An 18,750-nucleotide genomic window follows, 5' to 3' on the forward strand; every position below is an offset into this window, starting at 1 on the left:
ATTAGGGCAGCTTCCAAAACTCCTCGGCAGAGTAAGTGGGCTGTTCATTTCTGTAATATGCATAGGTAGTTGGATAACCTGAGGGGATTAGTGTAATAACGCGATTTGCTGCAGCACCTTCCGCCCCTGAAAAAGAATCGACTGCATTGGAAAAATGAAAACAGTTTTTTGTCATATACGCGCGGTAAAAATCCATATAAAATGGCCTACCGTTGCGCCCTGCTCCCTCATTGGGTATGAGTTTGGTACCGTTTATCAAGCTTTCACGCAACATAGGCAAACTGATATAAACATTCTGTTCATTTTTTAAAACAAGGTTGTATGTTGGGTCCAGCATAATCCATTGTTTTAACTCTTTGGAGTAAGCATGCACTACCACATGGCAATATACAGTATTTGCATCGGGTGGGGCGCACTTAACCGATTTTGCGGGAATGCCATAAGCACGCAGCATTTCAGAAAGAATAATTGACAATCCCCTGCACTCTACCCCATTCATTTTTTTACTGTATTGCATAATGGATAAAGCGTCCTGCTTTTCAGGCATACCCGATTCTCCGTTATGCCTAAATTGTGTTGATACCCAATTTAATAAAACCTGCATTTTATCTGCATCATTCTTTTTTGTATTCACTAATTTGTCTAAAGCATTTGTTTTTAGTATGCTTTTAAGTTTATCTCTTTTGCCAAGCTCATAGGTATATGGTATGTTTACAGCAGTTTTTGTATAGTTGGGGTATTCTTTTAGCTTATTCAGCCACTCGGCTGCAGGAACATCCTCAAACATAAATTGAGGCTGCCCTTCAAAATCTATGGGCGATGATGAAGTTCTGACAAAACGTATCTCGCGTTTTTTGCCATACTGTTCGTATTCACCAACCAAGGTTTTATTGTTTTCAAAGCTTAGGCTCACAATTGCCGTCCAAGGGCTATCATTAAAGGTATAAACAATTTTGTCATCCTCAAAATACCATTTATTGGGCAACAAGTAATTCGCATCACAAGATTCCACCGTAAGATACAATCTTGGATTATCACCTTTGGTTACAAAATTCATAGTCACTTTGTCGTTTATATACTTTTTCTCCCCCACCACTACATAAAAAGAACCCTTCCATGTACCGTTGATGTTTTTCAGCATATCCTCTTCTTCAGATGACAAATCTTCAACGCTTGTTTGCAGTATATGGTTTCGCTGATATGGTGTTGCAAAAGTAAAAGCAGAAAACGCAATTGCAGCTGCAAGCAGTAATACTATAGTCAAAAGTTTTGTTGTCGTTCTCATTGTAGTGGTCCTCATATCCATTTCAATATTTCTTATATAGTACCATAACATTGTAAAAATATTGCATCTATTTAGAAACTTTTTTTAAATATTTTTTCAAATTACTGGATAAGTTGAAAACCTCTTTGATGATTCTTCTTCGCTTGAAAATCTCTATATATCGAATTTTCACCTTGCAACCTTGATTACTTTTGTTTGCGCTGCCAAATCCTGTACGGTTTTATGTCGACTCGTAGCGCATCCCCAAATAAAAGAACCCATATTTAAAATACCATTCGAAATCACGTTGCCACTGCCTTTAATTAAAAATTCTCTCAAAATAGCATCCCAAAACGTAAGCTTTTTACTATCAAGCCTCACAACCCTAATTTTGAGCAGCCATTTGCCCGGTGTATAGCCATTGCCTGCCCAAAGCAAAATAGCAGTTAAAATATTGCTAACTCCCAAAAGCAATATTAATGGGAGTAATAAAATTAAAATACCGCCTTGTATGGTGCCGCTGCCTAAAAGTTTACTTGGCAATACCGCAAGCAAAATTGCAATAGCAGACACAAAAGTATCCACCATAAATGCGCCAAGCCGGCGAGACATGCTCGCTAAGCCTACGGTTTCAGCCAAATTTCTTGCATCTATTATATTTCTTGCAATTTTTGCCGGAGAACCCAGTTGCTGAGAAGCAGATTCTTCTGTTCGCCCCCTTGCTGTTTTCTCATCAAAAAAGCTGCTGTAATTCGACAGCACCTCATCCAAATCTGTTTTCGGCAATTTATCTTCCAAAGCGTTTTCTAATTCAGTCAAGAATTCTGCCTTACTCAAATCACATCCTCCTTCTTGTTATAATATACATATTTTATATAATTTTACCATAATATCATTTACAAAACAATCTGCACAGCAAAACGAAAAAGACGGGAATCATCCCGTCCTTTTCTATAATATTAGCGGTTCGAACTTTCGGGTTGTTGCGGATAATACTCACTCTCATGACGGGGGACATATGCTCCGCGATGCTCAGCAACAACTTCACCATTCTGTACCACCAGCTGGCCACGTAAAAATACTGCCTTCGGTCTGCCGGTGACAGGCATCCCCTCATAAGGGGTGTAATCGACGTTCTGTTCCATTTTTTGTGCAGTAATTATGCCCTTATAAGATGGGTCCCACACAACGATATCTGCATCACTGCCCGCAAGTAGCGCACCTTTTTGAGGATACATACCAAAAAGACGAGCTGTATTTTCGCTCAACTGAGCCGCCATCTGTTCTTTGGTTATACGGTTTTCGCACACACCGTAGGTATACATCACAGCAGGGCGATGCTCTACCCCGGGCATACCGTTGGGGATTTTACTAAAATCTTCTCTGCCCTGCTCTTTTTGCTTTTTAAAGTTAAAGCTGCAGTGGTCGGTTGAAACGGTATCAATGTCGCCGTTTTTCAGCCCCGTCCACAAACACTGCTGATCTTCTTTTTTACGAAGGGGGGGTGAGCATACATATTTTGCGCTTTCGAAGTTTTGAAGGTGATAACGGCTTTCGTCCAACGTCAAGTAATGCGGGCAAGTTTCAACATACACTTTTTGCCCCCTTGCACGGGCTTTGAGCACCTCATCAAAACCCATTTTGGTACTCAAATGTACGATGTTGACAGGAGCACCCGCAGCCTCGGCGATGTATAAGTAACGTGAAATTGCTTCCGCTTCAACAAAATCGGGGCGAGAAGCGGGATGCGCCGCAGGAGAAAGCTCACCTGTCGCACGTTTTTCTGCTATCATCTCGTTAACGAGGTCGCCGTTTTCACAGTGGGTACCAATAATACCATGCACATCATGCACCCGCTTCAATATTTCGTACAGCTCACCGTCCGAAACGCGCAGATTGTCGTAGGCAAGATAAAGCTTAAATGAAGTAACACCCTCGGTAACCATTGTATCAATTTCTTTGCTGACAGACGGATTCCAATCGCTGATTGCCATATGGAATGCATAGTCGCAAGAGGAGACACCATCGGCTTTATTGTGCCAATTTTGCAGAGCCTGTACAAGAGATTCACCTTTTTCTTGCGTTGCAAAATCTACAATTGTGGTGGTACCGCCAACAATCGCACCGCGCGTACCACTGTGAAAGTTATCTGCCGTCAAAGCAGTGCCGGTACTCATATCAAAGTGGGTATGGGCATCAATAAAACCGGGGAAAATCAAGCACCCGCTTGCGTCGAGCACATCTGCATTTTCAGTGGACAGCTGTGCCGCAATCTCAGTAATTTTCCCATTATCAACGCGAATGTCAGCAGAATAACTGCCCTTTGGAGTAACAATAGTACCGCCCTTAATCATTTTTGACATAGAGTGACCCCCTTCAACATGCACAATACGGGTATCCGTTTTTTCGGATACCCGCACAGGCTATTTAAAAAATGGTGTTGCAGAATGATAATTTTTTAAAACAGATAATTATACTCAACATATGCAGTGGTAATCAACTTGCGGATATCCTCGGGCAAACCGCATTTGGGGTCTGAAACTGCATAGTCCTTAACCTCACCGTCCAGACGAACACGGAAGATACTCTTCGCACCGTCTATGCATAAGAAACCTTCGTTTTTGCTGTCGTCAAAATCAGGGAGATTGCCAAACAGAGTAAATTTTTCTTTGTAAGGTGCACTGTCGTACGGGCAGAAGGTTTCGCAGTTGCCGCACTCGTTGCACATACCGTCGACATGGATAATTTGAGCCATTGGCTTGGTACCCACATGGATAGAAAGATTTGCACGGTTGGGGCACACATCTACGCAACATTCGCATACGGTTGCACATTCCAGGCAACGGTCACATTGCTTATAAGCATCGGTATCAACCTCAAGCAAACCTTTTTTCAGTCTTACATCGGCAGAGTTGGGGTTGACATTCAATTCTTCATAATGATTTGTTTCCAACTTAGAAATTGCTTTTGCAAACTGCATAGCATCAGCAATTGCCTCTACTACCGTTGCAGGGCCGCGCAGTGCATCGCCTGCGACAAATACGTTTTCAACGTTGGTTCTAAATTTGGCATCCACTTTCACGCGTCCGCGCTCATCAACTGCAATGCCGTTTTTCTCGAACAACTCGGTGTCCACTTTTTCGCCTATTGCAGCAATCACGGTGTCTGCAGGAACTGTAACGATTTCTTCGGTTTGAACAGGGCTGCGTCTGCCGCTTTCGTCAGGTGCACCAAGAACCATTTTATAGCATTTGAGCACACCGTTTTCAACGCCGATTGGGGCAAGCAGTTCACAGAATTCCACACCGTCTTCCAGCGCAAGTTCAAGTTCTTCTTCATCAGCAGGCATATAGCGCTTGGTTCTGCGGTATACGAGTGATACTTTTTCTACGCCCTTTACACGTTTTGCTGCGCGCGCTGCATCCATAGCGGTATTGCCGCCGCCTACGACGACAACATTCTTGCCGAGGTTTAAGCTGGACTCATCTGCTTTGTATTTTTCTAAAAACTCCAGCACGTTCATTGCTTTACCGGTTTCTAAGCGCAATATTCCCGGCTTCCAAGCGCCAACTGCAAACAGCACATATTTATAGCCGCGCGCTTTGAGTTCTTCAACCGAAGTTTGCTCAGATCCCAGTATAAATTCTGCACCCATAGAACGAACCAAATTCACGTCGTTATCGATAGCTTCATCTGAAATTCTAAACTCAGGAATAACCAGTTTAACAATACCGCCCAGTTCTTTTCTTCTCTCGAATACGGTAACCGGCATGCCCTCTTTGCCCAGAAAATACGCAGCAGCAAGGCCTGCAGGGCCACCACCGACGATTGCTACTTTCGATCTACCTTTAATTTTAGGAGCTTCCAATTCTGCCAGCAACTGATCGTAACCCGCTTTAGCAGCTTCTAGTTTAGCAGCACGGATTTTCACCGATTCATCATAGAAATTACGGGTGCATTTATCTGCACAGTGATGCGGGCAAATAGTACCCGTGATAAACGGCAGCGGATTTTTCTCGGTAATTACTTTCAAAGCCTCAAGATGATTTCCTTCGCCTGCCAAACGCACGTAAGCTGGGATATCCTGCCCAATTGGGCAGCCATCTTGACAAGGAGCACTAAAGCAATCGATGAGAGGAACTTTCTTTTTCATTTTACGGTTGGGCAGCGGTTTCATTGCTTTGAGATGATGCGGATCACGTACACATTCGTAAGCAAGCGACTGTAGTTTTACAAGGTCCACGCCATCAAAATCTTTGTATTCGCAAGAATCTAATACTTCTGCCATCTGCGAAAGCCGCTGATATCCACCCGGTTTTAGCAATGTTGTAGCGAGGGTAATGGGCCAAATGCCCACTTCAAAAATCTTCTCAATGTTAAAGATATCTGCGCCGCCGGAATAAGAAATGCGCAGCTTGCCGTCAAATGCTTTAGAAAGCTTATGAGCAAGCGAAACGGTGAGCGGATAAAGTGAACGGCCGGACATGTACATCTCTTCGCCGGGCAGCTCTCCGCGGCCAATACCTACCGGGAAAGTGTTGGTAAGTTTGACACCAAAAGTAAGCCCGTTGCTTTCCGCCAGATTTATCAAGCGTTGAATCATAGGCACAGCATCTTCAAATTGCAAGTCTGCCTTAAAGTGGTGGTCATCAAATACAAGATAATCATAACCCATCTCATCCATCGTCTTGCGTGCAAATTCATAGCCCAGCAAGGTTGGGTTGCATTTAATATAGGTATTAAGCCCCTTTTCGGTAATGAGGTAGGTAGCAATGCGTTCAATCTCTTGCGGTGGGCAGCCGTGTAGCGTAGAAAGTGTAATGGATGTACAAACTTTGGGGCTGATGCCCTCTACAAAAGCTGCATCAATATGCTCAAAACGATTGAGATTTGCAAGTGCAAATGCTTTGCACTCTGCCCATATCTCTGTATTTTCGGCATTTTTAAGCCCTTCGATAAAGGTATCAATTTTGGGGGATTGAATGCCTTCAAGGTCATATCCGACGCTCATATTAAACATAAAGCCTGTGTCGCTGCCCAAACCGAATTCTTTGGATATCAGTTTCAGTGCAAACCACGCTTTAACATATTCGTCGTATGCCTCGGGTATGCGCAGCTCAGTTGACCATTCCACGTTGTAGCATTCATCTTCTGCATTGATGCAAGGTTTTGCTACCGGTAAATCTTCACCGTCAAGTTTTTGTACGGTTTTCAGCTCAAAAAAGCGGCTGCCAGCAAAATAAGCAGCAATAATATTCTGTGCAAGCTGTGTATGCGGGCCTGCTGCGGGGCCAAACGGGGTTTCCATCTGTTCGCCAAACAAGTGCAGTACTTTATCGTTTTTCTTTATAAATGGGCGGCGTACGCCGAAAACGGCGCCATCGGTTTTATGCTCTTCCAATACCCAGTTGACCAATTTATCAAATGGGATTGGTCTCATTCTATCACTCATTCGTGTTTCTCCTCTCTATTAGACCGATTGCATTTTCATCAGCCTACCTAGGTACAATTTTATTATCTGCCAAAATTAATTCTGTCTGCCAATGCTTTTGCCTGCTCACGGCATTTTGCCATAACGGCTGCTTCATCAATATTCAGCAGTTCGCGGTTTTTCATAAGGACCTTACCATTGCAAACGGTGGTAACGACACTGCGCCCGTTCATACCAAATAAAGTATGCCCGTTGATGTTATCGGCTGTCATTGGTGTAAGCGGGTTGTAATCGGTGACGATGACGTCTGCTGCTGCCCCTGCTTTAAGCACACCAAGCGGTTTTTTAAAGTAACGGTTTGCAATTGTTGCATTGTTTTGGAATAACATAACTGGAATTTCGCCCCAAGCAACATTCGGATTGCAGGTATTGTGCTTATGCAAAATATTTGCAACTTTATAGGATTCGAGCATATCATTGGTATAGCCATCGGTGCCAAGACCGATGAGAATTCCTTTTTGGAATAAGGTAAGTACTGCAGGGCATCCAACTGCGTTACCCATATTGGATTCGGGGTTATGAACCACCATCGTATCGGTATGTTTTAAGATATCCATTTCATGTTCATTAATATGAATGCAATGACCGGCAATGGTTTGCGGCCCGAGAATATCCATATCAAACAAACGGTTGACAATACGCTTACCGTATTTTTCAAGCGAATCATAAACATCGCTGATGCCCTCGGCAACATGGATGTGGAAACCAGTCCCTTTGGGAGTATGCTCCCGGCTAAACTCCAGAGTTTTATTCGAAAGTGTAAACGCAGCATGCATGCCCATCATACCATACTGCATATCATTTTCGTCTTTTAATGCGGCTTGAATAAATGCTTCGTTCTCAAGCACTGCTTGTTTCATTTTTTCTTCACCGTCACGGTCAGAAACCTCATAGCACAGGCAGGTACGCACGCCATATTCTGCTGCAGCATCTGAAATAGCAAACAGGCTGCCGTCAATTTCGCCATAGCTTGCGTGATGGTCAAACACTGTTGTTACACCATTTTTAATGCAATCAAGGTAAGTAGCATATGCACTGTATTTTGTGTCTTCGACTGTAAGTTTACGGTCAAGTGTCCACCAAAGTCCATCCAGAATATCCATAAAGTTTTTGGGGTTATGACCTTTAATGGAAAGTCCGCGTGCAAACGCACTATAAATATGGTTATGTGCATTGATAAGACCCGGCATAATGACGCCGCCTTTGGCATCAATAAACTCTGCATCGGGATATTTTGCCTTCAATGCAGAAGTCTCACCCACTTCTTTAATCAGTTCTTTTTCTACGCAGACACAGCCGTTCTCAAAAAAGAGATTGTTTTCATCGCGGGTAACAAGTCTACCGTTTCCAATTAATAGCATCGCGCATTCTCCTTACTCTTTAAAAATTGATCTTGGTTGAGTGGTTAAAAAAGAAATATTCTTTATCGGGTTTTCTGCATATAAAAAATGCCTACGCACCGTGCAGATTGTTCCCAAATTCGAACATTCAGCCCGTGCGCAAAGCACTCCGTTTCAGCCGTTTTCTTTTATCATGCCCCATTATAATAAGTATGACTTTTGGCAAAAATCATACACATTGCACAGAAAGTAGAATCTTTCTGTTTACAATTTATATTTTACCATTAGATTTATTAAAAATCAAGCATTAATATGTAGGCGGATTGCATAAACTAAAAATTATTTTTTAGCAATTATTTTTTTTGTTGAAAACTGTTGATTTATTTTTGGTTTCTGCTATGATGAATACTATACAAATCGCACCGGAGCATTGCACAAAACCGATTCATTAAATGCACCGGAGAAATGGAGGCAATGATGCTGCAGGGATTAACCTTTGATTTTTTAAAACGTCTTGCAAAGGGCATATCGCAGCAGTTTGGCAACAACTGCGAGGTTGTAGTGCATGATCTTAGCAACAACTTTACCGAAAGCTCTATAGTCATTATCGAAAACGGACATGTAACCTCACGCAAAGCAGGTGATGGGCCGTCTTTGGTGGTGTTGGAAGCATTACATGGTGACCATAGCAAACTGAAAGATCATCTAAACTACCTTACCAAAACACGCGACGGTAAAATTCTTAAATCCAGCACTATTTATATCCGCGACGAGAAAAACGATGTAGTTGGAATCTTTTCTATCAATTACGACATTACCGGTTTATTGATGATTGAAAATTCTTTGAAACCGCTCATTGCAACCGAACCGGATACCAAAGAGCCTGAACGCATTGCGCAGAATGTGAATGACTTGCTGGACGAATTGATTGAGCAATCTGTGCAGCTGGTGGGGAAACCTGTTGCTTTGATGAATAAAGACGATAAGATTAAAGCAATTCAATTCTTAAATAACACAGGCGCATTTTTAATAACAAAATCCGGCGATAAAGTAAGCAAGTATTTTGGGATTTCAAAATATACATTGTACAGCTACATTGATGCTAAATAATCGTTATACAATTAAAAAGCACGCTGTCCTTAAGGACAGCGTGCTTTTTAATTTTCTTTTTTTACTAGGTTGAGGTAACGATAAACTGTCGGTACCGAAACTCTCAATGCATCTGCAACATAACTGATTGCGCCTTTAATCATGAAGGTACCCATCTCGTTGAGTTTATCTACAATATCCATCTTTTCACGCTGCTGCATGGTTTCTGCCACATTAACAATATCGGGGCAGATGCGGTGGATGTTGTTCATAACCAGGTCTTGTACATTCATATTTAAGTTTTCTGAAATAATCGAAGATTCATTTGGAATTTTCAGCATAGCAATTAAGTCTGTAAGCAGATTGCGCGATTCTACTAAATTGTGGTAATCCGTATTAACGCAAAGCATCCCAACAAAACGTTCGCTGTCATCCTTTATAAAGTATGTAGAGGATTTGAGCATGTGACCGTTTTTTGCCACACCCTGATAGTTTGCCATATAGGGCACTTGCTCAAAAATTGCAGCTTTGAGAACCTTAAGCGAAAGGTCAGTAATCGGTGAGCCTACACTTCTTCCGCTGATATTCCCATTGCGAATTGCAACAACAGACTGATGATAGTCGGTGAGGTCGTGTAAAACCACCTCTGTGTTTTCCCCCATACACTCGGCGATAAAATCGACGAGCGGAAGGTACATGCTAACGTATTTGTTCATGGGTAGCCTCCTTCTTTAATACGGCTTTTAACCGGTTGCCCCGAGTGTAACTGTTATACAGTTTAAAAGGTGTGCATATTATTTTTTTGTTTCTGTTTTATCTTTGGGAAGAATTACATTAAGGAAAACTGCCATTAAAGTAGCTACCACTACAGATGAACTGCCGAATACGGTAGGCACCCAAGATGGGAACAGCTGTAAACTGCCGGTTGCCTGCACGATACCTGCACCGAGCGCAACAGAAAGCCCGACAACAGCTGTATTTCTGGGTGTAAGCGATTGAGAGGCAATCATTTTAATACCAGTCATAGTAATGGTTGCAAATACAGAGATGGTTGCACCGCCGATAACGCTTTGAGGAATAGTAGTAAGAACCGATGCGAATTTAGGAACAAAGCCGGCTACAAGAAGAACACCGGCTGCAAAACCGAATACAACTCTGTTAACTACTCTGTTAACAGTTACGATACCAACGTTTTGGCTGTAGGTAGCTGTAGGCATACCACCAAAAAATGCGCCGATAACACTGGCAATACCATTGCCAACAATACCGCCCGTAAGTTCGTCGTGAGTGGGCATTCTGTCAAGACCGCCTGTGGTGGTAGATGAAAGGTCGCCTATGGTTTGTACCGCATTTACAATGTAGATAATAACCATCGATACAATTGCTGTCGGCTGGAATACAATGCCGAAATGCATCGGTTTTGGCAAAGAGAACCAACCTGCTGCGGTAACAGAATCGAAGTTAACCATATTCATGAAAAGGGCTACCACATAACCCGATACCATACCGATAAGGATAGCTGCAAGCTTCATAGAACCTTTTGTAAAATAGTTAAAAAATACAACGATAGCAAATGTAATCAAAGCAACCAACCAGTTTTGAGGAGAACCAAAGGTTGGAGACGCTTTGCCGCCCGCCATATAGTTAACTGCTGTAGGATACAGAGAAAGACCGATTGTAAAAATAACGGTGCCGGTTACCAGCGGAGGAAACAGAACCATTAGTTTTTTAACAAATAGGCCAACAACAATAGCTACCAAGCCACCGATGATTTGAGAGCCGAAAATGGTTGCAATACCAAATTCGCCGCCGATTGCAAGCAATGTGGGAACATAGGCAAAGCTGACACCCATAATTACAGGTAAACCGGAGCCAAGCTTTTTAGCAAACGGAAAAAGCTGAAGCAAGGTTGCGATTGCAGAAATGAGAAGCGAGGATTGCACTAAAAGTGTTTTGTCTGCCGGAGAAAGATTGCATACATTGGATACCAAAAGAGCAGGTGTGACAACACCTACAATTGCTGCAACTACATGCTGCAGCCCCAAAGGTACAATCTGCTTCAAGCTCGGCACTCCGTCCAAGCTGAAGAGAGAACCCGGGTTTTTGTTGACAGCTTCTTTCATGATAACACCTCATATCATATTTTTTGCGATTTTCTATCGCATCATCCACAGAGACCTTTGCTTAAAATAAATAATTTTTTATCAAACTAGATTCATTATAAGGTATTTTTAGCAATATTCAAGCAATTATCTTTGTTTTTCGCAAAATTTAGAAGTTGTTCTAATAAATTTATCTTATTTTTGTGTGAAAAATCAATTGCATAATGCAAATTTATTATTATGCCTTATAAAACAAAAAACCACAGATTTCCATTAAAAAGAAAACCTGTGGTTTAACAAATATAAATTTAAAATATATTATTTTACTTTACTGCAATTGCTTCAATCTCAAACAAAGCGCCTTTGGGCAGTGCCGCCACCTGAACACAAGAACGTGCCGGGCACTCCCCTTTAAAATAATTTGCATAAATCGCATTGATTGCTGCAAAATCGCCCATATTTGCAAGAAAAACAGTGGTTTTTACAACATCGCTGTAATTCATCCCTGCTGCCTCAAGTACTGCTCCGAGATTTTTCAGTGCCATCTCTGCCTGTGCTTCTACTCCCTGCGGCAATTCACCCGAGGTTGGGTCCAAGCCCAACTGCCCAGAAGTATATAATGTATTATTTGCCAACACTGCATGAGAATATGGGCCTACTGCTGCAGGCGCATTTTTAGCTGCGATAACTGTATTTGCCATGGTTTATTCCTCCAATTATAATAATTTATTATTTGTTTTGGAACTCTTGTTCACAATAAATACAACGATAAATGCCGTTTTGTGCATCGGCAAGTTTAAAAATGTGGTTAATACCCTGTTCGATAGAAGTAATGCAGCGCGGATTGATGCATTTAATTACATTGGTTACTTGGTCTGGCAGTTTCAGCTTTTTCTTTTCAATCAAACCGCCTTCGTTGATAATGTTGATGGAAATATTCGGATCGATAAAGCCCAGAACATCAAGGTTAATATCAATGTTTTCGTCAATTTTAATGATATCCTTTTTGCCCATCTTGCGGCTCTTTGCATTTTTGATGATAGCAACGCTGCAATCCAAACGATCAAGTTCGAGATATTTATAGATTTCCATTGCTTTACCTGCACGGATATGGTCAATGACCACACCCCTGTTTAAGCTATCTACATTAATCATCTTCTCATGCCTCCAATTCCAACAATTTGAGTATCAATGCCATACGTACATACACGCCGTACTGTGCCTGCCTGAAATAGGCCGCTCTCGGGTCATTGTCTATTTCGGTTGATATCTCATTCACACGCGGCAGAGGATGAAGGATGAACATATCCGGTTTTGCGTTTTTTAGTTTGTTCATATCCAAAATGTAGCTGTCTTTGAGGCGAACATAATCTTCTTCGTTAAAGAAACGTTCGCGCTGAACACGAGTCATATATAAAATATCCAGTTCAGGCATTACATCTTCCATCTTTTCTACTTCTACAAAGGGAATGTCTTTTGCGCGAAGAACCTCTTCGCGGATGTAATCGGGAATACGAAGTTCTTCAGGTGCAATAAGAACAAAACGGATGCCCTTGTAACGTGAGAGTGATTTGATAAGAGAGTGTACGGTTCTACCAAATTTGAGATCACCGCAGAGACCGATCGTAAGATTTTCGAGCCTGCCTTTCAGCGAACGGATGGTGAGCAGGTCGGTAAGTGTTTGGGTGGGATGCTGATGGCCGCCGTCACCCGCATTAATAACCGGAATGGTTGCATATTCAGACGCCACTTTCGGTGCACCCTCTTTTGGGTGGCGCATAGCACAAATATCTGCATAACAAGAAATTACACGAATCGTATCGGCTACACTTTCGCCTTTTGCAGCAGAGCTGGAATCTGCCGACGAGAAGCCCAACACACTTCCGCCTAAATTGAGCATTGCTGCCTCAAAGCTGAGACGTGTGCGAGTACTTGGTTCATAAAACAGAGTTGCAAGTTTTTTACCTTTGCAGATTTCTGAATATTTTTTGGGGTTCTTTTCAATATCATTCGATACATCAAGCAGTTCGGTGATTTCTTCCACCGATAAATCAAGAGGGTCAATTACATGTTTCATACATTACCTCCGGCTTTATTTTAGATATCCATAATTTTGTTCATAACATTATACCACGTTTTTAATAGTTTTTTATCACTTAGATCTAATTTTTACAAAATGTATCATTATAACCCGATTTTTAAAAACTTTTTTGGTGATTTATAAGCGGTATAATAAAAACAGCCCCTTTTTAAGGCTGCTTTTTATTATGATATGTTTCACTGCGAAAAAACAGCAATTGTTTAGGGCGGATGACTAAATACAGCCTATCTTGTTTACTAAGGGTAAGAAAGTTTTCTGCAGATTCTTTAGGACAAGTAAAATAGATTGGTTTATTTGCCCCATTGGAATATAGGTTAAGCACTGCAAACTGCGGAAAGTATTTGACATTTGCAGCGGTAACTTTTACACAGCCCTCTCTCTCAACTTCAGTTAGAACCAAATCCGCCTCACGCACACCTACAAAAGTTATGTCGTTGGTTAACTCATCTTCCAGTGTAAAAGGTAAATTCCAATCAGCTGCAAAAATAGTATGAGAATCGATTTTTGCAATAGCAGAGAGGTTTTTATAACCTGTTAGGCGCGCCCCTTCCACCGTTTGAGGTGCATGGAACAAACTCTGGGTTGCACTAAATTCAGCCACTTTGCCATGTGCCAGCACCGCAGCAGATTTGCAATACTGATAAATCTCACCCACATTGTGTGACACATACAATACCGTACCGTTAAAGCGCTGTAAAGCATCGGCAAATTCTTGCTCAATAGAAAAGCGCAAATGGCGGTCCAGTGCAGAAAACGGCTCATCTAACAGTAAAATGTCAGGGCTGCTCGCCAACATGCGGGCAAGTGCCACACGCTGCTGCTGCCCGCCCGAGAGCTGCGACGGGTAGCGCTGTTCCAATCCTTGCAGGCGCAACAATTCCATATATTCTTTTACAAGTTTTACACGCTGAGTCTTATCTTTTATGCCAACAGCTATATTTTGCGCTACTGTCATGTTAGGGAACAAAGCATAGCTTTGAAACATCAGCCCCACCTTACGCTGCTGCGGCATGAGGTTGATTTTTTTTGCGGAGCTATACAAAGTTTTACCGTTTAATACAATCTCACCCGAATCGGGTGTAACGATGCCGGCGATGCTGCGCAGCGTCATACTTTTGCCGCTGCCCGATGCACCGAGGATGCCGACAACTTCATTCTCAGCTTCAAGCTGTACTGAAAGGTTAAAGCTGCCAAGGCGCTTTTTGATGTCTACATAGATACTCACAGCTTCCCCTCCCTGTTGTGCTTTTGAGTTTTGTAGCATCTAAAAGGAAGATGCTCTTGTTCGTATGCGAGGCGCTTTCTTGCTGCCCAAATAATTCATTAAGCCCAAAACAATACACGAAATAAGTGTAATAACAGCAACCCAAATCGCCGCTGCTTTCATATTGCCCGCAGCAGTAGCAAAGTAAATAGCGATTGGGATGGTTTGCGTGCGCCCCGGAATATTGCCGGCAATCATAAGTGTAGCGCCAAACTCACCAAGCGCGCGGGCAAAAGACAGTACAGCGCCGGAAGCTATTCCGGGCCAAGCTTGAGGGACTTGTATCCGTAAAAAAATATTCCATTCAGACATACCAAGTGTTCTGCCCGCCCAGATGAGATTTTCATCTACTTGTTCCAAAGCGCCCTTCGCTGCACGGTACATGAGAGGGAAAGATACTACCACGGCTGCCAATACTGTTGCCTGCCATGAAAAAATAATAGTAACATCAATACTATGCAGAAGTTTACCAAGTACGCTGTTTTTACCACACAGTACCAGCAGCAGAAAACCCACCACGGTTGGTGGTAAAACCAAAGGCAGCGTGAAAACCACATCCAATAACCATTTGGTTTTTCCACTGACATAAAGGAATAAGCGCGCGCACAGCACGCCCAGCACAAAGGTAATCACCCCCGCTGTAAGCGAAGTTTTAATCGAAATCCACAGCGGAGTGATGTCAAAAGCCATGCTGCGCAGCTCCTTTCAGAATTAAGTGCTTTTCTGCAAATAAGCAAGCTGTTTTAAACGCACCTTAGAATAATGGAGAAAACCCATATTTCGCAAATACTTCTTTTGCGGTATCGCTGAACAAGAAATCAACAAATGCCTTGGCTTCTTCGGCATGTTTTGTCTCTTTTACAACACCCACAGGGTAAATCACCTTTTTATGTGACTCCTCAGGTGCGGTACATCCAATCACAACTTTGTCGCTAATTTTCGCATCGGTTTCGTACACAACGCCTGCCTGTACTTCGCCTGCTTCTACATATGATAAAACTTGCCTCACATCTTTGGATAAAATCAGTTTTGGTTTTAAAGCATCGGTTAGCTTTAAACTTTCAAAAACCTGTTGCGTATATTGCCCTACGGGTACACTTTCCGGCTCACCAACTGCAATTTTTGCAATGGATGAATCGGTAAGTTTTTCAAAAGAATCCAGTTCTGCACCATCTTTTGGGGTAATCAGTACTACTTTATTTTCAAGAATCTCTTTAACCGTATCGTTTTGCATCAGTTCTGCATCCTGCAAAGCAGTCATCTGTTTTTTACCTGCGGAAAAGAAAATATCTGCGGGCGCACCCTGCTCAATTTGCTGCTGCAAAGAACCGGAACTACCGAAATTATATGTGATGGTAATATTAGAATGTTGGGAGGTGTAAAGAGCTTTCAGTTCTTCCATGCAATCGGTAAGGCTGGCGGCGGCGGAAACCATTAACTCAACATTAGGTTCTGTATCTGATGTTTGTGAAGATTCTGACACAGAAACAGCCTCGGACGGGGACGGAGAAGAGGTTTTGCCGAATGTACCGCACCCCGATGTAAACAACAAAACTCCAGTCAACAATGCACATAACAATTTTTTCATGTCTACGACTCCTTAAGCTTATTTAATGTTTTCAGATTCTTGCACACTCATCTGTTTTGCCTTTTAGAATTTCTAGCCCATGATGCAATTCCGCAATGATATATTCAAGGTTTTCGCGTACTGCGTTGGGGCTGCCCGGGAGGTTTACAATCAACGCCTTTTCGCGAATTGCAGCAACCGAACGGCTTAACATAGCGCGTTTGGTTATTTGCAAGCTCGAATAACGCATAGCTTCGGGGATACCCGGCACAAGCTTCTGCGCTACATCAAGGGTGGCTTCGGGGGTAATATCGCGCGGAGAAAAACCGGTACCGCCTGTAGTGAGAATTAAATCGGCAAGGTCGTTATCGCACAGGCGGCGCAGTTCATTCGCAAGCATCGTACGGTCATCGGGCAGCAGCGTATAGCTTACTGCCTCGTAACCGTTTTTCGTAACAACTTCTCGAATCACTTCTCCGCTTTTATCCTCACGCTCGCCTGCATATCCTTTGTCGCTTAGGGTTATAATTGCAACCCGAAACATAGTTACTCCTCCTTTGCAAGGTGCACAGTCATATCATCACCCGCAGAGATAGTTCCGCCTGTCAACACCTTTGCAAATACACCCTCGGTAGGCATAATACACTCGCCCATCTTCTGAAAAATTTGGCATCCGTGATGGCACTCCTTACCGATTTGTGTCATCTCCAGTACCACATCGTTGCAATGTAAAACCGTTCCTACCGGTAAATTGCGAAAATCAATACCCTCTACAACAAGATTTTCACCAAATGCACCATCTTCCACCTCGGCACCACGCGCTTTAAATGCCAGTATTTTATCGTAAGAAAGTAAACTTACCTGACGATGCCAATGCCCTGCATGCGCATCATTTGCTATGCCGAAATCGGGAAGAAAACGTGCTTTGCCCACATTTGTTTTTTGTGTGCCGCGTTTTTCGCTTACACAAACCGCAATTACTTTACCCATATTATCCTCTCTTTCGTGCTAAAAAGTTCATCTGTCAAAATTATAACACCAATTATCCGCCAATTTGAGCCATCGTATGCTGTTCTTCATCTGAAATATGGCTGCCAAAATGATGCTGTAGTGGTTTTTGGAGTATGGCTTGTTGCAAAAGTTGGGTTAAATCTGCATCTTCGATGCCTTTTCGCAGGTACTCCCGCAACTCAACGCCTTTATTATAGTGCAAACATAGCTTTAAAAATCCTGTTGATGTAAGCCGTATACGGTTGCAGGTACCGCAAAAGCCGGTAGACACCGCACTGATAAAACCGATATTGCCTTGAAAACCCGCAATCGAAAAATAGGACGCCGGGCCGTTGCCTAGCTTTTTGTTGCACGGGGCAAGTTCGCCATAGGTTTGTCGCAGTTGTTCTTGTATTTCACAACTGGGTACGGGAGTAAGGTCTTTGCCATAACCAATGGGCATAAGCTCAATAAACCGCACATCAACAGGGCGGGTACGCGCAAGTTCTGCCATTTGCATTAAATGGTCGCCGTTAAATTCGCGAACCGGCAAACAATTTATTTTCACACGCAACCCCAGCTCTAAAGCTAAGTCAATGGATTTGAGCACAGTATCCAATCCACGTCTGCGTGTGATTCGTTCAAAACGGTCGGGGTCGAGTGTATCCAAACTGATGTTAACTGCATCAAGCCCTGCCTTTGCCAATGCAGGCAGCTGTTCGTACAGTAAAATACCGTTACTGGTCATAGTAACCTGTTCAATGCCTTCAATCGCTTTTAGGCTACGGATAAGCTCTGCCGTCCCCTTGCGGGCAAGCGGTTCGCCACCCGTCAGTTTAATTTTGCAAATACCCAAAGCTGCAGCGCAGCGGCACACTTTGAGAATTTCTTCATAGGTTAGCACCTCATCATGCAGGCAAGGCTCTATCCCCTCGGCAGGCATGCAATAAACACACCTCAGGTTACAGCGGTCGGTCACCGAGATGCGCAGGTAGTCGATATTGCGGTTTTGCAAATCGAACATGCCGCTATCCCCTTTCAATTATTCGTTATGATTCGGGTTACAAAAATCTCCGCTTTTACCTCCGCTTTTTCGCTGAAGGTATACCGTTTTTATTTTCATACCCTTGTCAATTGCCTTACACATATCATAAATGGTAAGCAATGCAACGGTTGCTCCTGTCAGAGCTTCCATCTCTACACCCGTTTGCCCTGTCACCTTAACGGTACATATGGCATCAACTACATTTGCATCCTGTTTTAAATCAAAATCAATATTGCATTTTGTAAGTGCCAGCGGATGACATAATGGAATAAGTTCAGATGTTTTTTTTGCCGCCATGATGCCCGCAATACGAGCAACACCCAACACGTCGCCTTTTTTAGCAGTACCATTCTTAATTGCCGCAAACGTTTCTGCATTAACAGCAATGCTGCCACGCGCAACAGCAACCCGATGGGTAATATTTTTATCTGTAACATCGACCATTACAGCGTTACCGCTTTGGTCAAAATGAGTCAGCCCATTTTCCATATGATTTT

At 42.8% G+C, this 18,750-nt stretch carries 18 protein-coding genes; 1 reads left to right on the top strand and 17 read right to left on the bottom strand.

All coding sequences use genetic code 11. The features are described 5' to 3' along the window. Nucleotide 1 precedes the first annotated feature (1 nt). The 5 genes from EDD70_RS08540 to ssnA form a co-directional block, all read right to left on the bottom strand. On the bottom strand, nt 2-1,285 hold the full coding sequence (locus EDD70_RS08540; RefSeq protein WP_162840761.1) for a transglutaminase-like domain-containing protein: 1,284 nt from the start codon (nt 1,283-1,285) through the stop codon (nt 2-4). Between the two features lie 168 nt (nt 1,286-1,453). Then, complete coding sequence (locus tag EDD70_RS08545; protein ID WP_092751053.1) at nt 1,454-2,101, bottom strand: RDD family protein; 648 nt, start codon at nt 2,099-2,101, stop codon at nt 1,454-1,456. Between the two features lie 122 nt (nt 2,102-2,223). Beyond that, nucleotides 2,224-3,627: a dihydropyrimidinase gene (gene hydA / locus EDD70_RS08550; protein WP_092751051.1), complete on the bottom strand. Its 1,404-nt coding sequence runs from the start codon at nt 3,625-3,627 to the stop codon at nt 2,224-2,226. 95 nt (nt 3,628-3,722) lie between these two features. Next, entirely contained in the window at nt 3,723-6,716 is a 2,994-nt protein-coding gene (gene ygfK, locus EDD70_RS08555; RefSeq protein ID WP_092751049.1) for a putative selenate reductase subunit YgfK, read from the bottom strand. 62 nt (nt 6,717-6,778) lie between these two features. After that, nucleotides 6,779-8,116 carry a putative aminohydrolase SsnA gene (ssnA, locus tag EDD70_RS08560; RefSeq protein WP_092751047.1) on the bottom strand — a complete coding sequence of 446 codons (1,338 nt, stop codon included), beginning with the start codon at nt 8,114-8,116 and terminating at the stop codon, nt 6,779-6,781. A gap of 456 nt (nt 8,117-8,572) precedes the next feature. On the opposite strand from ssnA, the gene EDD70_RS08565 reads away from it, so the two are divergent. Beyond that, entirely contained in the window at nt 8,573-9,205 is a 633-nt protein-coding gene (locus EDD70_RS08565) for a helix-turn-helix transcriptional regulator (RefSeq protein WP_092751045.1), read from the top strand. 47 nt (nt 9,206-9,252) lie between these two features. Here EDD70_RS08565 and EDD70_RS08570 read toward each other — a convergent pair whose 3' ends face one another. The 12 genes from EDD70_RS08570 to moaC form a co-directional block, all read right to left on the bottom strand. Next, complete coding sequence (locus tag EDD70_RS08570; protein ID WP_092751043.1) at nt 9,253-9,900, bottom strand: helix-turn-helix transcriptional regulator; 648 nt, start codon at nt 9,898-9,900, stop codon at nt 9,253-9,255. Between the two features lie 78 nt (nt 9,901-9,978). Next, complete coding sequence (locus EDD70_RS08575) at nt 9,979-11,307, bottom strand: uracil-xanthine permease family protein (protein WP_092751041.1); 1,329 nt, start codon at nt 11,305-11,307, stop codon at nt 9,979-9,981. A gap of 302 nt (nt 11,308-11,609) precedes the next feature. Further along, on the bottom strand, nt 11,610-11,987 hold the full coding sequence (locus EDD70_RS08580; protein ID WP_092751039.1) for a RidA family protein: 378 nt from the start codon (nt 11,985-11,987) through the stop codon (nt 11,610-11,612). Nucleotides 11,988-12,015: 28 nt separating this feature from the next. Then, on the bottom strand, nt 12,016-12,441 hold the full coding sequence (locus EDD70_RS08585) for an aspartate carbamoyltransferase regulatory subunit (RefSeq protein ID WP_092751037.1): 426 nt from the start codon (nt 12,439-12,441) through the stop codon (nt 12,016-12,018). A 4-nt stretch (nt 12,442-12,445) separates the two neighbouring features. Next, nucleotides 12,446-13,363 carry an aspartate carbamoyltransferase gene (gene pyrB, locus EDD70_RS08590; protein WP_092751035.1) on the bottom strand — a complete coding sequence of 306 codons (918 nt, stop codon included), beginning with the start codon at nt 13,361-13,363 and terminating at the stop codon, nt 12,446-12,448. A gap of 172 nt (nt 13,364-13,535) precedes the next feature. Continuing rightward, complete coding sequence (locus tag EDD70_RS08595) at nt 13,536-14,612, bottom strand: sulfate/molybdate ABC transporter ATP-binding protein (RefSeq protein ID WP_092751033.1); 1,077 nt, start codon at nt 14,610-14,612, stop codon at nt 13,536-13,538. Between the two features lie 39 nt (nt 14,613-14,651). Then, the gene (gene modB / locus EDD70_RS08600) at nt 14,652-15,341 is read right to left on the bottom strand and encodes a molybdate ABC transporter permease subunit (protein ID WP_092751031.1); all 690 of its coding nucleotides are present in this window, start codon (nt 15,339-15,341) and stop codon (nt 14,652-14,654) included. A gap of 64 nt (nt 15,342-15,405) precedes the next feature. Further along, nucleotides 15,406-16,239, bottom strand: coding sequence for a molybdate ABC transporter substrate-binding protein (modA, locus tag EDD70_RS08605; protein WP_092751029.1), 834 nt, complete (start codon nt 16,237-16,239; stop codon nt 15,406-15,408). 31 nt (nt 16,240-16,270) lie between these two features. Further along, nucleotides 16,271-16,762 carry a MogA/MoaB family molybdenum cofactor biosynthesis protein gene (locus tag EDD70_RS08610; protein WP_092751027.1) on the bottom strand — a complete coding sequence of 164 codons (492 nt, stop codon included), beginning with the start codon at nt 16,760-16,762 and terminating at the stop codon, nt 16,271-16,273. A gap of 2 nt (nt 16,763-16,764) precedes the next feature. Then, a complete protein-coding gene (locus EDD70_RS08615) occupies nt 16,765-17,208 on the bottom strand; it encodes an MOSC domain-containing protein (RefSeq protein ID WP_092751025.1) in 444 nt (147 codons plus the stop codon). Between the two features lie 52 nt (nt 17,209-17,260). Next, nucleotides 17,261-18,232: a GTP 3',8-cyclase MoaA gene (gene moaA, locus EDD70_RS08620; RefSeq protein WP_092751023.1), complete on the bottom strand. Its 972-nt coding sequence runs from the start codon at nt 18,230-18,232 to the stop codon at nt 17,261-17,263. 18 nt (nt 18,233-18,250) lie between these two features. Further along, nucleotides 18,251-18,742, bottom strand: coding sequence for a cyclic pyranopterin monophosphate synthase MoaC (gene moaC, locus EDD70_RS08625; RefSeq protein ID WP_092751021.1), 492 nt, complete (start codon nt 18,740-18,742; stop codon nt 18,251-18,253). Between the last annotated feature and the right edge of the window lie 8 nt (nt 18,743-18,750).

Source organism: Hydrogenoanaerobacterium saccharovorans, from assembly GCF_003814745.1.
In the GTDB taxonomy this organism is placed as follows: domain Bacteria; phylum Bacillota; class Clostridia; order Oscillospirales; family Ruminococcaceae; genus Hydrogenoanaerobacterium; species Hydrogenoanaerobacterium saccharovorans.

Coding starts and splice junctions, on each gene's coding strand:
- EDD70_RS08540 (WP_162840761.1), bottom strand. CDS start 1,285: ATGAGAACGACAACAAAACTTTTGACTATAGTATTACTGCTTGCAGCT.
- hydA (WP_092751051.1), bottom strand. CDS start 3,627: ATGTCAAAAATGATTAAGGGCGGTACTATTGTTACTCCAAAGGGCAGT.
- ygfK (WP_092751049.1), bottom strand. CDS start 6,716: ATGAGTGATAGAATGAGACCAATCCCATTTGATAAATTGGTCAACTGG.
- ssnA (WP_092751047.1), bottom strand. CDS start 8,116: ATGCTATTAATTGGAAACGGTAGACTTGTTACCCGCGATGAAAACAAT.
- EDD70_RS08565 (WP_092751045.1), top strand. CDS start 8,573: ATGCTGCAGGGATTAACCTTTGATTTTTTAAAACGTCTTGCAAAGGGC.
- EDD70_RS08570 (WP_092751043.1), bottom strand. CDS start 9,900: ATGAACAAATACGTTAGCATGTACCTTCCGCTCGTCGATTTTATCGCC.
- EDD70_RS08575 (WP_092751041.1), bottom strand. CDS start 11,307: ATGAAAGAAGCTGTCAACAAAAACCCGGGTTCTCTCTTCAGCTTGGAC.
- EDD70_RS08580 (WP_092751039.1), bottom strand. CDS start 11,987: ATGGCAAATACAGTTATCGCAGCTAAAAATGCGCCTGCAGCAGTAGGC.
- EDD70_RS08585 (WP_092751037.1), bottom strand. CDS start 12,441: ATGATTAATGTAGATAGCTTAAACAGGGGTGTGGTCATTGACCATATC.
- pyrB (WP_092751035.1), bottom strand. CDS start 13,363: ATGAAACATGTAATTGACCCTCTTGATTTATCGGTGGAAGAAATCACC.
- modB (WP_092751031.1), bottom strand. CDS start 15,341: ATGGCTTTTGACATCACTCCGCTGTGGATTTCGATTAAAACTTCGCTT.
- modA (WP_092751029.1), bottom strand. CDS start 16,239: ATGAAAAAATTGTTATGTGCATTGTTGACTGGAGTTTTGTTGTTTACA.
- EDD70_RS08610 (WP_092751027.1), bottom strand. CDS start 16,762: ATGTTTCGGGTTGCAATTATAACCCTAAGCGACAAAGGATATGCAGGC.
- EDD70_RS08615 (WP_092751025.1), bottom strand. CDS start 17,208: ATGGGTAAAGTAATTGCGGTTTGTGTAAGCGAAAAACGCGGCACACAA.
- moaA (WP_092751023.1), bottom strand. CDS start 18,232: ATGTTCGATTTGCAAAACCGCAATATCGACTACCTGCGCATCTCGGTG.
- moaC (WP_092751021.1), bottom strand. CDS start 18,742: ATGGAAAATGGGCTGACTCATTTTGACCAAAGCGGTAACGCTGTAATG.